General features: G+C 63.6%; 9 protein-coding genes and 3 pseudogenes. 5 read left to right on the forward strand and 7 right to left on the reverse strand.

Annotation, left to right across the window (positions count from 1 at the left end; genetic code table 11):
- The first annotated feature begins 17 nt into the window (after positions 1-17).
- Positions 18-1,787: a cyclic peptide export ABC transporter gene (locus PQQ52_RS15165; RefSeq protein WP_408212510.1), complete on the forward strand. Its 1,770-nt coding sequence runs from the start codon at positions 18-20 to the stop codon at positions 1,785-1,787.
- Positions 1,788-1,898: 111 nt separating this feature from the next.
- On the opposite strand, the pseudogene PQQ52_RS15170 reads toward PQQ52_RS15165, so the two are convergent.
- From PQQ52_RS15170 to PQQ52_RS15200, 7 genes and pseudogenes are all read right to left on the reverse strand, one after another.
- A pseudogene (locus PQQ52_RS15170) lies at positions 1,899-2,911 on the reverse strand (ABC transporter substrate-binding protein).
- Positions 2,912-2,992: 81 nt separating this feature from the next.
- Positions 2,993-3,112: pseudogene (locus tag PQQ52_RS15175) on the reverse strand (siderophore-iron reductase FhuF); the annotation flags it as partial.
- Positions 3,113-3,308: 196 nt separating this feature from the next.
- Positions 3,309-5,417, reverse strand: a complete 2,109-nt coding sequence (gene fhuB / locus PQQ52_RS15180; protein ID WP_408212513.1) for a Fe(3+)-hydroxamate ABC transporter permease FhuB — start codon at positions 5,415-5,417, stop codon at positions 3,309-3,311.
- Positions 5,414-6,292, reverse strand: coding sequence for an ABC transporter ATP-binding protein (locus PQQ52_RS15185; protein ID WP_408212516.1), 879 nt, complete (start codon positions 6,290-6,292; stop codon positions 5,414-5,416). Before PQQ52_RS15185 ends, fhuB begins: the two co-directional genes overlap by 4 nt.
- A 122-nt stretch (positions 6,293-6,414) precedes the next feature.
- Positions 6,415-7,413, reverse strand: a pseudogene (locus PQQ52_RS15190) (TauD/TfdA family dioxygenase); the annotation flags it as partial.
- Positions 7,414-7,467: 54 nt separating this feature from the next.
- Positions 7,468-7,725, reverse strand: coding sequence for an MbtH family protein (locus PQQ52_RS15195; protein WP_408212519.1), 258 nt, complete (start codon positions 7,723-7,725; stop codon positions 7,468-7,470).
- Between the two features lie 131 nt (positions 7,726-7,856).
- Positions 7,857-8,528 carry an RNA polymerase factor sigma-70 gene (locus PQQ52_RS15200; RefSeq protein WP_408212522.1) on the reverse strand — a complete coding sequence of 224 codons (672 nt, stop codon included), beginning with the start codon at positions 8,526-8,528 and terminating at the stop codon, positions 7,857-7,859.
- A gap of 463 nt (positions 8,529-8,991) precedes the next feature.
- On the opposite strand from PQQ52_RS15200, the gene PQQ52_RS15205 reads away from it, so the two are divergent.
- Genes PQQ52_RS15205 through PQQ52_RS15220 form a run of 4 tightly spaced genes read left to right on the forward strand, consistent with a single transcriptional unit; the run spans position 8,992 to position 15,222 of the window.
- On the forward strand, positions 8,992-10,455 hold the full coding sequence (locus tag PQQ52_RS15205; RefSeq protein WP_408212525.1) for an MFS transporter: 1,464 nt from the start codon (positions 8,992-8,994) through the stop codon (positions 10,453-10,455).
- Positions 10,452-11,987, forward strand: coding sequence for an FGGY family carbohydrate kinase (locus PQQ52_RS15210; protein ID WP_408212528.1), 1,536 nt, complete (start codon positions 10,452-10,454; stop codon positions 11,985-11,987). The genes PQQ52_RS15205 and PQQ52_RS15210 overlap by 4 nt, the downstream gene beginning before the upstream one ends.
- A gap of 5 nt (positions 11,988-11,992) precedes the next feature.
- On the forward strand, positions 11,993-13,672 hold the full coding sequence (locus tag PQQ52_RS15215; RefSeq protein WP_408212531.1) for a glycerol-3-phosphate dehydrogenase/oxidase: 1,680 nt from the start codon (positions 11,993-11,995) through the stop codon (positions 13,670-13,672).
- The gene (locus PQQ52_RS15220; RefSeq protein ID WP_408212534.1) at positions 13,669-15,222 is read left to right on the forward strand and encodes an FAD-binding oxidoreductase; all 1,554 of its coding nucleotides are present in this window, start codon (positions 13,669-13,671) and stop codon (positions 15,220-15,222) included. The genes PQQ52_RS15215 and PQQ52_RS15220 overlap by 4 nt, the downstream gene beginning before the upstream one ends.
- Positions 15,223-15,225 lie beyond the last annotated feature (3 nt).

Raw genomic sequence — 15,225 nt, forward strand, 5'->3', positions numbered from 1 at the left:
ACTGCGACCCTTTGCCGATGACCGCTGCCAACGAGCGCTACGACGCGCCACCTTCGCTTTCTCCCTCAACCGCCAGTCAAGCCCCTGGCAAACCAGCCATGCGCCTGATCGTGGCGCTGCTCAAGCGCTCGCGCGGCGCTTTCGCGATCGCGCTCACCGCCTGCGTGCTGAACGGCATCGCGAGCGTGCTGCTCGTCGCGACCCTGAGCCGCGCGCTGTCGCAACCGGGCGCCCCCGACATGTCGCTCGCCATGCGTTTCGCGCTATGCGCCGTGATTGCACTCGTTACGCGCGTCATCACCGGCGTGCTGTTTGCGCGACTCTCGCAGGACACGATGGCGCAGTTGCGCGAGCATGTCGCGCGGCGCGTCGCCGAGGCCGAGTTGCGCGACGTCGAACGGATCGGCGCGGCGCCCGTGCAGTCGGTGCTGACCGACGACGCCACCAACGTGTCGATGCTGTTCTTCGCGCTGCCGAATCTCGTGATGCACGGTTCGATCGTGTTCGGTTGCCTCGGCTATCTGGCGTGGCTGTCCTGGCCGGTCTGCCTGCTCGCGGTCGCCGCGATTCTGGTCGGTTCGCTCGGCTATCACGCGGGCGACAAGCGGGCGATCGCCTCACTCGAAGCCGCCGGCCGCTCGCAGGACAAACTGTTCGGCTATCTCGGCGCGCTGTTCACGGGCGCGAAGGAACTGAAATTGCATCAGGCCCGCTCGCGTCAATTCGTCGACGGTCAGCTCGGCTCGGCCATCGACGAAGTGCGCGACCACCGGCGCCAGGCGTTCAGCGCCTATGCGGTCGGGGTCGGTTGGATCGTGTTCCTGTTTTATGTGTTTCTGGGCGTTGCCGCGTTCTGGCCGGCGCTCGGCGTGCACGCCGACACGCCTTCCGCGTCGGGCTACGTCGTAGTGTTCCTGTTCATGCTGCTGCCGCTGGACGGCTTGCTGAACAACGTGCCGACGCTGAATGCCGCACGTGTCTCCCTCGACCGTATCGAAAAGGTGATGAGCGAATTCGGCGCACTGCGCACCGCGCCGCCGCCGGATGAAAACGCGTCACACGCGCCGTACCAGACCCTTACCTTGCGCGACGTCACGCACTCGTATTTCCATGAACGCGACGAACGGATGTTCCGCGTCGGGCCGGTCAATCTGACTTTCAGGCCCGGCGAGATGGTGTTCATCGTCGGCGGCAACGGCAGCGGCAAAACGACGCTCGCGAAGGTGCTTACCGGCCTGTACGAACCGGAAGACGGCACGATTGAACTGGACGGCAAGCCGATCGGTTTCGCCGAACGTGCCGCGTACCGGCAGCGCTTCACTGCCGTATTCAACGACTTCCATCTGTTCGACGCGCTGCTGGGTATCGTCGATCCGAACGCCGCATCGCGTGCGCAGGCCGACGCCCGCGCGAATGCACTGGTTGCGAAGCTGGCGCTCGACCACAAGGTGCAGGTAGTGAACGGCGCGTTCTCGACGCGCGCGCTCTCCACCGGGCAGCGCAAACGTCTGGCACTCGTCGTCGCGTATCTGGAAGACCGGCCGTTCTATCTGTTCGACGAATGGGCCGCGGATCAGGACCCGCAGTTCAAGGCAGTGTTCTATGAGCAACTGCTGCCGGAATTGCGCTCGCGCGGCAAGACGGTGCTCGTAATCAGCCACGACGATCGCTACTTCCACCTCGCGGATCGCGTGTTGAAGCTGGATAACGGCAGTATCGTCAGCGAAACCTATGGCGCCGCTCAGGCCGTGGAGCCTAGTGCGGTTGCTAACGGCACAGTCGGATAAATTGAGTTAAGTGCAATCCACGCCGGGCGTGTTTGCCCGAACGCCCGGCGTGCAGCAACTGCAATAAAGACCTGGCCGGAGGTCGAATAACGCCAATCCGTTTGCCGCCGATTACTTGCTTACTGGCGGAGCCGGTAGGGAGAGCAGTGTTTCCGTCATCGTATCGGCCATCCGCAGCGCGGACATCGGCCCACCAAAACCCCAGATATTTCTTTCGACCAAACCCACGCGCCCCGCGCTGCGTGCCGGCACGAAGCGCCAGATCGGTGAATCGAGTTTGGTCGCGAGCGGCACGCCGGCTTCCGTCGCGCTAACGAACAACACCGTCAGGTTCGGCTTCTTCAACAGATCTTCCGACGTCACATAGGACGTGCCTTCCCGTGTCGGTTCGGCGGGCCACGACTCGAGGCCGAGCGCGTGTGCTACGCCGGCTGCCGTGCTGTTGCCGGTAAATGCCCAGTAACGGTCGGGCAATCCCAACTCCTGTAACCACGCTACCTGTTCGCCTCGGCGGCCGGCTTGGGCGAGGCGTTGTGCGTCGGGTGCAAAACCCGCGTCGACCTTGGCTTCGACTGCGCGCGCCGCCTCCTCGCGGCCCGTCAGGCAGCCGATCGTCCGGAGAATTTTGCGGCCCCAATCGAGTTGCGTGACGCGGGCGCCATCTTCGGCGAAGTTCGGACCGTATTTGAATAGCACGGTGGGCGCGATTCGTTCAAGCGCTGCAAAGATCGGCGCGTGGCGCAGGCCGACGCCGAGGATCAGATCCGGTTTGGCCGCCGCGATCGCTTCGAGACTCGGTTCCTGACGCGTGCCGATGTCCGGTACCGAGGCTAGGCGCGCATCGTCGTAACCGATCCATATCGGGTAATACTCGGGATCGGCCATGCCGACCGGAGTGATGCCAAGCGCGGCAAGGTCTTCGGCGAACATGAATTCGAGTACGACGATGCGTTTCGGCCGCGCGGGCAACGAGGGACTTGCCTGGGAGACAGCTGGATTGTCGGTGAGCGATGCGCAGGTTTGCTGGGCTGGCGTGCTGGTGCGCGCGGCCAGGGCTGCGCGGGTAGCGCTGCTTTCGCCGCTTTCGCGCACGGAGCTGGCTCCGCGGCCCTGCGCGAACGCATGGGAGTGGGTGAGCAGCGCGACCGCTATCGCCGTGGCCGCACACACTCGCTTGATCTCTTGCGCTTTCCTCGTGCGATTCGTCAATGCGGCACTCCCTGTAAAGCGATTTGCGCGTCGTTCATCGTCAACAGCAAGGGGCAGCGTCCACACAGTTGCATCTCTCCAGGAGTTTCATAACGTACGCGGCATGCGCGTCGTGCGCTAATTCCGTTACGGCGATAACGACCGGCTGGCCGGGTTCGTCTTCGGCTAACGTGGGTTCGTCGCTCACATCAGGCGTGCCGAGCCAAACATGCGCGAGATAGTGCGCGATCGAATCCGGCGCATATTCCGCGAAGCACCGTGGGTGGAAATCGTCGTTCGATGTGATGGAGAACGAATAGCCCTGCTGCTGCCTCACCGTTTGCCCCGTTTCTCGCGCCGAGCCTCCACGATCAGCAACGCAAGCAGATAAGGCGCGCCAATCAGCGCCGTCAGCACGCCCGCAGGAATTTCGCGCGGCGCCAGCAGCGTACGCGCGGCGATATCAGCGACCACCAATACCAGCGCACCGCATGCGGCGGCGAACCACAAACGCGTGCGATGCGCACGCGCCCCCAGCATCGATGCAAGATGCGGCGCCATCAAACCGATAAAGCCGACCGGCCCAACGGCGGCCACCGCGGCGCACGCAGCCAGCGTCGCCACGGTCAGCACCAGCGGACGCAGCACGCCGATCGGCAAACCGAGCGCCGCCGCCTGGTCATCGCCCAATGCGAGCAGATCGAGCGGCCGTGCGAGCAGGGCAAACACAGGCACTGCCAGCACGCACCACGGCAGCAGCGTCGTCACTTCGCCCCAACTGCGCCCATACGTACCGCCGACCAGCCACACGACGAAACGCGCGGGTTGCACGCTTTGCTGCGTGATGAGCCATTGGGACAGTGTGGTCCATAGCGTGCCGATCACGATGCCTGTCAGCGCGACAGCCAGCGGCGCATAGCGATGCCGTCGGTTAAGCAATAACGTGAGGGCCAGCGTTATGCCGCCGCCCGTGAGCGAGGCCACGGCCAGCGTCGAATGTCCTGCGAGCGGCCACGCGACGAGCGCCGCGAGCGTGGCGAGGCCCGCGCCTTGCGTCACGCCTAGCACTTCCGGCCCGGCAAGCGGATTGCGCACGATGCTCTGCATCAGCACGCCGCTTGCGGCCAGCAATGCGCCTGCCAGCAAGGCACAGATGAGACGCGGCAGGCGCAAGTCGAGTAGCATGCGCGCGAGTTCGTCACGCTGATCCAGGACGGCTAACCAGCGATGCAAGCCGATCGTGGTCGGGCCGAACGATGCGCCCGCGCAGACGATCAGGATGCCGAACGTCAGTAAGAGTGCAGCCGTCAGCGGCCACGGCCAAGCATCGAGCATCTGCACAAGGCGCGTCCCGGCGCGCACGGCGGGACGGTCCTGTCCGGCATGCAACGCGCCCGACCACGCCGCGCCGCTGCGAATCATCGCCAGCATCAACGGCGTGCCGACGAAAGCGATCGCCACACCGGTCGAGAGCGTCGCGTCAAGATCGAGCGCCTGCACCGCGCTATCGGTGAACAGCACGAGCGCGCCGCCCACCAGGGCGGACAAGGGCACGAGCACGGCCAGACGCGAGGCCTTCGCACTGCGTGCCTGCCGCAACAGATTCGGCGCGATCAAACCGACATATGACAACGGTCCCGCCACGCTCACCGCAACGCTCGCGAAACCGACTGCCACTACCATCGCCGCGAGCCGCGTCGCGTCGACACGCACGCCGGCCGCAGCGGCGGCATCGTCGCCGAGTGCGAGCGGGTCGAGCGGGCGGATCACGAATGGCAATGCGATGAGCGGCAGCACGAGCCACGCTGCCGCGATCTTCAGACCCGCCGCGCCCGGCTGATAGAGGCTGCCACTCGCCCACAGCGACACGCCGACGATGCTTTGCTCGAAAAACGCGAGAATCAGCGTGGTAAGCGCGGAGAACAGCAGCATGCAGACGCTGCCGGCGAGCACGAGACGCAATGGTGTCGCGCGCCAGCCGCCTGCTGCTGCGGCCACGCACGCGGCGGCAGCAAGGCCGCAAACAAACAGTAGCGGCACCGAGGCCACGCCAGCCAGCGACGGCACCAGCATCGCCGCGACCAAGCCGAGTTGAGCACCACCGGTGATGCCGAGCAGATCGGGCGAAGCGAGCGGATTGCGAGTCAGTGACTGGAACAACGTGCCAGCGACAGCCAGACAGCCGCCTGCGACCAATGCCGCCAGGATGCGCGGCGCGCTCAGGTCGAACAGCAGAATGCCGGCGAGTTGCGCGGCATCGCTGCCTGCAGGCGCGGCAAGCCACGTGCGAAAGCCGGGCGCAAGGCGCAATGCGGCCACCACGACGATCAACGCGACGAGCGCGCCGCCGATCATCCCTGCGCGGCTTTTCACGGGCGCGCGCCAGCCATCGATGGCAGACTCGTGACGGCGCAGGCGTTTGCGCGCTGCAAGCGTCGTCATGCGGCAAGGTCCTTGCTCGTGGATACGGCGTCGCTCAATGCCTCGTTGTTGAACCCAACGCCGGCTATCTCTATGACGTCGCCCTCGTAAGCCGGCACACACATCGGCGCGCCCGTCTGCGGATGCGCGATCTTGAGCATCGGCACACTGAAGGTTTCGTTCAGATGACGCGGGTCGAGCATCGCGTCGGGCGAGCCATGGGCGATGATGCGGCCCGCGCGCATCAACACGATTTCGTCGCTGTAGGCTGCCGCCTGATTCAGGTCATGCAGCACCCAGACGATCGTCAGGCCGCGTTCGCGGTTCAGGCGCCGCAATTCACGCAGAATGTCCAGTTGATGATGGATGTCGAGGTACGTGGTGGGTTCGTCGAGCAACACGATCGGCGCCTGTTGCGCGAGCGCCATCGCGATCCATGCTCGCTGGCGTTCGCCGCCGGAGAGCGCGGCGACGTCGCGCGCGGCATCGTCAGCGAGCCCGCTGGTGACGAGCGCTTCGTCGATCGCCGCATGGTCCGCGCGCGAAAGTCCGCGCAGCCAGCCGCCGTAGGCGTAGCGGCCGTATGCGACCAACTCGCGTACGGTAAGGCCCGACGGAATCTGGTTGAATTGCGCGAGCATGGTCAGCGTGCGCGCCAATGCACGTCGCCGGTATGAAGCGAGCGGCTTGCCGTCGACTTCAACGCTGCCGGAGAGCGCCGGTTGCAAACCGGCGAGCGTGCGCAGCAGCGTGCTTTTTCCGCAGCCGTTCGGCCCGCACAATGCGGTGACGCGACCGGCCGCGATGCTCAGGTTCAAACCGTGGAGCACGACATGATCGCGGTAGCCAACCGTCAGCGATTGCGCCGCGAGTGCCGCGCCCTGCGTTTTCGTCATTGCGCGGCCGTCCGCTGGTCGCCTGCGCTTCTATCTGGGCGTGTGCCTTTGACTTCGACTTCATCCGCGCCGGTGCCTTTGACTGCGCCTTTGACTGCGCCTTCGCCTTTGACTACGCCCTTGCCCTGACCCTCGCTATAGCTCTGCGCCATCGCCACGACAACTTTGCGAGGCCCTTCGAACGGATCGCGCGCGTGTGCCGTCAACATGTTGTCGAGCATCAGCACGTCGCCCGTGAGCCATGGAAACACGACGCGCTGCTGATCGAGCACACCGCGGATCTCCGCGAGCGCATCCGCTTCGAGCGGTTCGCCGTCGCCGTAATAGACGTTGCGCGGCACGTTTTCAAGCCCGACCGAATCGATCAAGGCTTCCTGCATGTCTTCATCGAGCGATGAGAGATGGAACAAATTTGCCTGGTTGAACCACACCATCTCGCCAGTGCGCGGATGGCGCGCTACCGCCTGACAGCGCTCGCGCGTGCGCAACAGCAGTTCGCCATCGTCACTGTCGCGCCATTCGCAATCAATGCCGCGCGTGCGGCAAATCCGTTCGACCACACTCGGGTCGTCCGACCCGAAGGCCTGTTCCCACGGCAGATCGAGACCTTGCCCGAAGTTGCGGATGTATAGCAACTCGCGCTTCGCAAAACGTGCGACGAGCGCCGGGTCGAGCGCACGATAGATCGCGCGGCTGTCGGCAATCGGTGTCGCGCCGCCAGCGCGCGCGGCGAGCGCACAGTGGAACCAGATGCGCAGCGGCCACTCGCGCGTGTACGACTGTTCGTTATGTAAAGGAATCGAACGATGCGGCGGATATTCCGTCGACGTGTACACCGCGCCTTCCACCTGACTGCGCGGCGTCGAGGCAAATTCATAACCGATCAGCGGATGCCCGAACGAACCGGCAAAGCTTTGGAAGGCATCGATCGAAGTCACGCGAAAGCCGGTGAACAGCACGCCACCGGCCTTTTCGAGCGTATCGTCAACGATTGCATGCAGCAGCGGCGCAGCCTCTTCCAGTGATATCGCCGCGCCCGAGCGCGGCGAGACGACAGTCGGCAGACCCGGCTCGATCGATAAGTCGGCGAGCGTGGGCAACGGCATCGAAAGCATGGTCATGCGAATTCCTCTTGCAGAAGCGACGCGGCCTGGGGCTTATCCAGGCCGGCCCGATTACGCTGCGCTCGCCTTCGAGGCGGCCTCGTCCATGTGACGGCGCAAGCTGGCTGGACGCATGTCGGTCCACACGGACTCGATATGCGCGAGGCAGGCGGCCTTCGGGCCGCTCACGCCCACTTCGCGCCAGCCGGCCGGCACGGCGCGGAAGGTCGGCCAGATGGAGTACTGCTCTTCGTCATTGATGACGACCGTATAGACGAGATCGTCCGCCTCGCCTGCTGCTGCGGAAGGGGTTTGCTGTGCTTGCGTCATGATGAATGGCTCAGTCGATGAAGGGTCAAAGATGCCTCAGCAGACTGCTGATGGACTGCCCCGGAACAGCGGCGACGGCATCTCGCTCGCACACCGCCTCTACTCAATTGACGTTTGATGCGCGCGCTTTTTTACCGTCGACGGGCGCGGCCGCTGCAGAACGCGGGACCAGCCACGCCGCGATTGCAGGCGTCGAGGCAGTCGACGCAATGCTTCTCGGCATCGCGCACCATGAAATGCACGAGCGTTTGCGAGACGTCGAGCGCGCGCGCCGTGCTTTGCAGCGTTTCCTCGCGCAAGCGCACCATCTCGAACGCCGCACGGCTGCGCGGCGGCAGTTGCTCGAGCGCGTTGTAGACATGCCGAAGCGTGTCGCGCACGAGCAGCGCCGCCTCCGGCGAAGGCTCCGGCGAAGGCACGTGCAAGCCGTCGTCTTCGTCAGCGTGATAGGTGTTCTCGAGGCTCTGGCGGCGGAACGCGTCGATCGACGCATTGCGCACCATGCGGGTCACGTAGGCGACGGGTTGCCGCACGGCATCCTGATCCGGGAAGTCGACCAGTTTGATAAAGACGTCATGCACCACGTCTTCCGCCAGACTCGCGCAACCCACGAAGCCACGCGCCAGATTGACGAGCATCGGCCGGTTGCCGATCAACACGTCGAGCAACGTGCCTTTTTCCCAATCGACGGAGCGGGAGTCGGTGCGTGCCCGCCGCGGAACCGGAGGACAGGCGACGCCGGCGCTGAGAACCGACATCGGTATCGCTGTTGAAGGCTCCCGCCGGATGAGCACCTCGGCCATAGATTCGCTCCGTATTTCTCAAGGAAGAGCGCCAATTTAACGTAAACGCGAATCATTCTCAATCAAGATTTGGAATAATCTTACATTTCCGATAGATTTGCCTGATGAATCAGGGCAACCGCCGGCCGGCGGTTGAAGATAGAGATCGGTGGTCGGTGGTCGGTGGTCATCATCCAACTCAGCGGCCGCGAAATTACCATTAGGTATCCGTATCTTTTTCTTTGCAAATCAAAACAGGGAACAGCAGCGCAATAGTGGAAATCCCTCCCCTCGCTTCAATCCACCTCGCTCGATTCTCTTAGTCACAGCGCTTGACACTTTCCACGACACATCATAAAGTTTGCCTGCAGATCTAGATAAGAGACTATCTGTAAGATGGTCTCTTGCGCCCTAGCGGAACACACCCGCGATTTGCACCGCGAACAGCACCGGCCTCTTACAGAAAAACTAAAGGAGACCGATTGTGCAAACGATCGCGATTAAGATTCGTGGCATCGACGATGTCATTTCATTCATCGACTCATGTTCAGGCATTCCCGGTCGAGCCGGCGTTATCTGGTGGCTTGCACTCGGTGGCCTGTTTCTGGACGCATTCTCCAATTCTGCTTTGAGCGCGGGCCTTGGCCCCATGACGCGAGATCTCCATCTCGGCGCGCCTCAAATTGCGCTCATGACGTCGTTTGCGTCCTGGGTCGCCATCGCCTTTAACCCGATTGGCGGCTGGATGGCCGATCGCTGGGGGCGCATCCGTCCTTTGGTGCTGGCCAAATTCCTCGCGGTAATCGGCGCGGTGCTGGTGGTATTCGCACCGGGTTTCGAAGTCATTCTGGCGGGCCGCTTCTTTGTCGGCATGGCGTACGGCATCGACTTCGCGATTGCGATGGCGATGCTCGCCGAGTTCACGCCGGTCAAGCTGAAGAGCCGTCTCAACGCGTGGCAAGGCATGTGGTACACCGCCGTTTGCTCCAACCTGCTGCTCGCCCTGCTGTTTCAATCGTGGCACGTGGGCGATTCGATCTGGCGTTATTCGGTGGCGGCGACGGCCTTGTTCGGCGTCGCGATCCTTGTACTGCAACTGGTGTTTCTGGTCGAGAGCCCGATCTGGCTGGCGCGCAAGGAACGTCTCGTGGAAGCCGCCACCGCGATGAGCCGCATCTACGGACGCACCTTCTCCGCCGTGCCGGTCGAAGAACGCGTGCCGGTCCTGAATCAGGCCACACGTGGGCTCGCGAACGTCGCACTGATCTTTCGCGGCATCTATTTGCCACGCACCCTCCTCGCCGCCACCGTTCAGGTCGGCCAATCCATTCAGTACTTCGCGATCGGCTGGTATCTGCCATTGATCAGCGCCGCGTTGTTCGGCAAGGACTTCATCTACGCAACGCTCGGCGCGCTGTTGTTCAACGTGTTTGGCATCGTCGGCGGCTTCATGTCGCCGGTCATCGGCAAAAGATTCGGCCTACGGCGCGCGTCCGCCTTCGGCTTCGCCGCCGTCTTCGTGATGCTGGTGGTACTCGGCATGTTCGGCTCGAAGATGCCCCTGTGGCTCGCGGTCATCGTGCCGTCGCTGTTCATTCTGTTTCACTCTTCGGGTCCCGGCGCGAACGGCAAGAGTCTTTCTTCGCTGTCGTTTCGCAGTGAAATTCGCGCTGGCGCCAACGGCGTGATCGGCGCGCTGGGTTCGATCGGCGCCGCGCTGGGTCTGCTGGTATTCCCGCTGTTCCGTGAGCACTACGGGCTCGACCGGACCTTCCTGATTCTGGCGATCGTGCCTCTGGTGGCGAGCGTGATCTGCTTCGTCATCAAGTGGGACCCGACGCGCACCTCCATCACCCCAGACAACGAACCCGATGCGCCGCAATTCAAAAGCGATGCAGAGGAAGCACCCGTCTTCATGAACCCGGCAATCGAGAAATCCCAGCGATGACCCGTAATCAAAACGTTATTCTTGCGATCGACGAGGGAACGTCCGGCACGCGCGCGGCAGTCGTCGGCGCTGACGGACAGGTCTCCTGTCTGGAGTACCTGACGCTCAGTGTCGACAGCCCGCGGCCGGGCGTCGTCGAGCAGGACGCGAACACCATTCTTGAGAAAACCATCGCCGTGTGCCGCGCGACGCTGACACGCGCGACCAGCGAGAAGTTGAACGTGGTCGCGCTGGCCATCGCGACACAACGCGCCACCGCCGTGCTGTGGGACACCCACACCGGCCGGGCGCTGGTGCCCGCGATGGTCTGGCAGGACACGCGCCACGCAAGCGAACTGGACCGGCTGGCCGCAAAGTGGGACAGCACGCTGATAGAACGCGTGGGACGCCCTGCCGGCGTGCGCTCGCCTTACCTGTGGGCAGCCCATCACCTGCAAACGACGCCCTCTGTGGTCCTCGCACATCGCGAGCGCCGCCTCGCGTTCGGCACCATCGACACGTGGCTGCTCTGGCATCTGTCCAACGAGCGCATTCGCGTGACGACGCCGACCAACGCGACCTCGGCGAGTGCGTATCTACTTGCCGATCACCGCTATTTCCTCGACTGGATCGACGCCCTTGGTTTCCCGCAGGCACTCCTGCCGGAACTTCGTCAGGATGCCGATGAATTCGGTCGAACACGCCCCGAGGTGCTAGGCATCGACGTACCGATTCTCGCCTGTGCCGGCGATCAGCTGGCGGGCGCGGTGGGCCTCGGCTGCCTCGATCGCGGCCAGTCGATGTGCGTGCACGGCACCGGTAGCTTCGTCGATCTGCTGGTGGGCACACAGGTTCCGCCCACCACGGAGACCTCGCACGAAGGCACGCTGACGATGACCGCACGCCGTCAGCACAATGTCTCGCACTACTCGCTAGAAACCTTCGTCGCGACCACTGGATCGGCGCTGAACTGGATCTGCGAGAAATTGCACTGGTTCGACAATCCCGCGCAGATCAGCGCCCTCGCCGCGACGGTGAACTCGGCGCGCGGCGTGACTTTCCTACCCGCCTTGACCGGGTTGCGCGTGCCGCAATTGCAGCCACACGCACGCGCTTCTCTCTGCGGTATTTCCATCGCCACGACGCAAGCCGAAATCGCCTACGCGATTCTTGAAGGCATCGCCCACTCGGTCGCGCTGTGCATCGACGCGAATCAGGCGATCGCGGACGTCGAAGCCACCGAACTGGTGGTCGGCGGCGGGCTGTCGGGCAGCGACACGCTGCTGCAAATTCAAGCCGATCTAAGCGGCATGCCGGTGCGTCGCATACATGAAAGCAATCGAGCCAGCCTGCGCGGCGCCGCGTTTCTCGCGGGGTCGTCGGGCTTGCTGTGGGATTCGCTGCAGCACGCGCGCACCACCACCGTCACTGAAGCGGTGTTCGAACCGTCGGCGGAATCCGGGGCGTCCGCGAAGCGGCGCGCCTCGTGGCATGCAAGGGTCGAGGCGGAACTCGCCCACGCAAGCGCATTCGATAACAGTCGGGGGGACTGATACACATGTTGTTTATTCCATCGAGAAAGGCTTCGAAAGAACGCGCTGAGATGACGGGCACCGAGCCCTTGCGCATGGTGCGCGACGAGCAACTCGACCGGCTCGGCAGCGAAACATTCGACATCGTGATCGTGGGCGGCGGCGTAACCGGCGCATACGCGGCACTCGACGCGAGCTTGCGTGGCTATCGTGTGGCGCTGCTGGAAAAGAGCGATTTCGCCTCGGGCACATCGTCGAAGTCGTCGAAGATGGTGCACGGCGGCCTGCGCTATATCGAGCAGGGCAATCTTGGGCTGGTGCGTCACTCGTTGCTCGAACGGCAACGTCTGCGCAGAAACGCACGGCACCTGGTGCAACGTTTGCCGTTCCTGTTTCCCGTCATGGAGAAGGATGGCGTGTTCGACAAGCGCCTCGCCAAAGCCTTCGAAAGTCTGCTGTGGACGTATGACATTGCCGGCGGCTGGCGCGAAGGCATCCTGCATCAGAAGCTGAGCAAGGCGGAAGTGCTGTCGCACTGCCCCACCTTCAACGAAGAGAATCTCACCGGCGGCTTCATGTATTTCGATGCGCGCGTCGACGATGCACGCCTCACGTTGAATCTCGCGCGCACGGCGGCGTTTCATGGCGCGGCCGTCGTCAATCACGCGAAGGTCGTCGAGATCACGCGCGACGGGCACGGCAGTGTCGACGGCGTGATCGTGCATGCGGACGAGCGCGAGATTCGCGTGCGCGGCGGCGTGGTGGTCATGGCCACTGGCGTCTGGTTGCGCGACTGGAACGGCCGCAAGAAAGACGACCCGGCTGCCTTGCAAATCCGTCCCGCGAAAGGCGTCCACGTCGCGATTCCGTGGCTGAAGATTCGCAACGACTGCACGGTGACGATTCCGGTGCCGGGCCGCAGCCGCCGCGCGACGATTACGCGCTGGGGCAACGTGTCTTATCTCGGCACCACCGACGAAGACTATCGCGGCGATCTCGACGACGTCTGTTGCACGCGCCAGGAACTCGACTTCCTGATCGAAGGCGCGCGCTCGGCCTTGAAGACCGATCTTCAAGCGGAAGACGTGGTGGGCAGCATCGCCGGTTGCCGGCCGCTGGTCGGGCCGCCCGGCGGCAAGACGCTGGAAATGAAGCGCAATCATGAGATTCATACCGCGCCGGATGGGCTCGTCACGATCGTTGGCGGAAAGCTCACGACCTCGCGGCACATGGCCGAACAGACCATCGACGCCGCGCAGAAGGTGATCGGCAAACGCGCGAAATGCCGTACGAAGTCGGCGTATCTGCTCGGTGCGGCGGGCTACGACTCGCAAGCGATCGTCGCGTCGGGTGGCTTGTCCGCTCAATTAGGAGAACGCTACGGCACGGAAGCGCGTTTCGTCACCGACATTCTCGAAAGCGATGCGAGCTTGCTGAAGCCGATCGTCGAAGGCCTGCCGTACACCGAAGCGGAAGTGCTCTACGCCGTCAGACACGAACTCGCGAGCAACGTGGATGACGTGCTGTCGCGCCGCATCCGCGCACGCCTGATGGCACGAGATGCATCGGCACGCGCCGCCGCGCGCGTGGGCGAAATTTTACAGACGGAGCTCGGCTTGTCCGAGGCGGTCGTCGCAAAGCAGGTGGGCGACTACGTCGCCGCCGTCGAACACGAAAAATCTGTTCTTATGGGAGAAACCGAATGATCAGCAAAGAAGCAATCAAGCGTGGCTATAACCGCGGCAACTATATCGTCGGCGCGCACACTCCGCCGGCTTACGCTGCCACGATCAAGGACACGGCCGGTGAGGCCGGTCTGCAACGCGATCCGGTCAAGGTTAGCGCACAACAGGTCGACGCGCTGCGCGCCGTAGCCGACGAAGTCCTGACGCTCGCGCCCGATGTCGTCGCATGGACGCGCGACTGGTGGGCCGCCTCGATGGTGACGGAAACCGCCGGCAAGCCGGCCACGCCGCATGCCGTGATCGTGCGCGTCTCGAAGGTCGAGCAGATTCAGGCGGTCATGCGTATCGCCAACGCAGCGTCGATTCCGGTGACCGTATCCGCGGGACGCAGCAACGTGACAGGCGCGGCGCTTCCCGTGCGCGGCGGCATCGTGCTGGATGTGTGCGAGCTGAACCGCCTGGTGGGCTTTGATAAAGAAAGCCAGATCGTCGAAGTCGAAGCCGGCATGTTCGGTGACATCTTTGAAGAGACCATTCAGCGCGACTACGGCATGACGATGGGCCACTGGCCCTCTTCGTATGCGATCAGCACGGTCGGCGGATGGGTGGCATGCCGTGGCGCGGGTCAACTCTCGACGCGCTACGGCAAGATCGAAGACATGGTGTTCGGCATGGACGTGGTGCTCGCCGACGGCAGCCTGATCAGCGTGGGCGGCTATTCGCGCGCCGCCGTCGGTCCCGATCTGCAGCAGCTTTTCATCGGGTCGGAAGGCACGCTCGGCGTGATCGTGCGTGTGCGTCTGAAGCTGCATCGCCTGCCGGATTACGGCCGTGCGATCGCGTATGGCTTCAAGACCTTTGCGATCGGCCTGGAAGCTTGCCGCCAGATCATGCAACAAGGCGCGAATCCGGCGGCCTTGCGTCTCTACGATGAACTCGAAAGCGGCGTGCAATTCGGGCTGCCGGAATCGAATGTGCTGCTGATTGCCGACGAAGGTCCGCGCGAAATGGTCGAGGCCGTGCTGACGATTAGCGAGCGCGTGTGCAAGGACCTCGGCGAGCAGCTGGACGACAAGGTCATCTTCGAGAAGTGGCTCGACACGCGTTACCTCACCGGCAAGAGCGCGGAGGGATTCAAACGCAGCCCAGGCTTTGTCGCCGATACGCTGGAAATGGTCGGCCCGTGGAAAGACCTGCCCGGCATCTACACCGACGTGGTGGCCGCAATCAACGCAGTGCCCGGTACGCTGGCCGGTTCCGCGCACCAGTCGCATGCGTATGTGGACGGCGCGTGCCTGTATTTCTCGCTGCGCGGCGAAGTCGAGATCGAACATCGCGCGAAGTGGTATCGCGCGGCATGGGATGCCGCCAACGCCGTGCTCATCAAATACAATGCAGCGTTGAGCCACCATCACGGCGTCGGCCTGTTGCGCGCGCCGTATATGAGCGAATCGCTCGGTAGCGCATTCCCGGTTCTACAGGCAGTCAAGCGCACGCTCGACCCCAAGAACATTCTCAATCCCGGCAAGCTTGGCCTGACTGACGAGCAAGCTCAAGACGCGAAGCAGTAATCA

Source organism: Paraburkholderia sediminicola, from assembly GCF_046030555.1.
GTDB classification, from domain to species: Bacteria; Pseudomonadota; Gammaproteobacteria; order Burkholderiales; family Burkholderiaceae; genus Paraburkholderia; species Paraburkholderia sediminicola_E.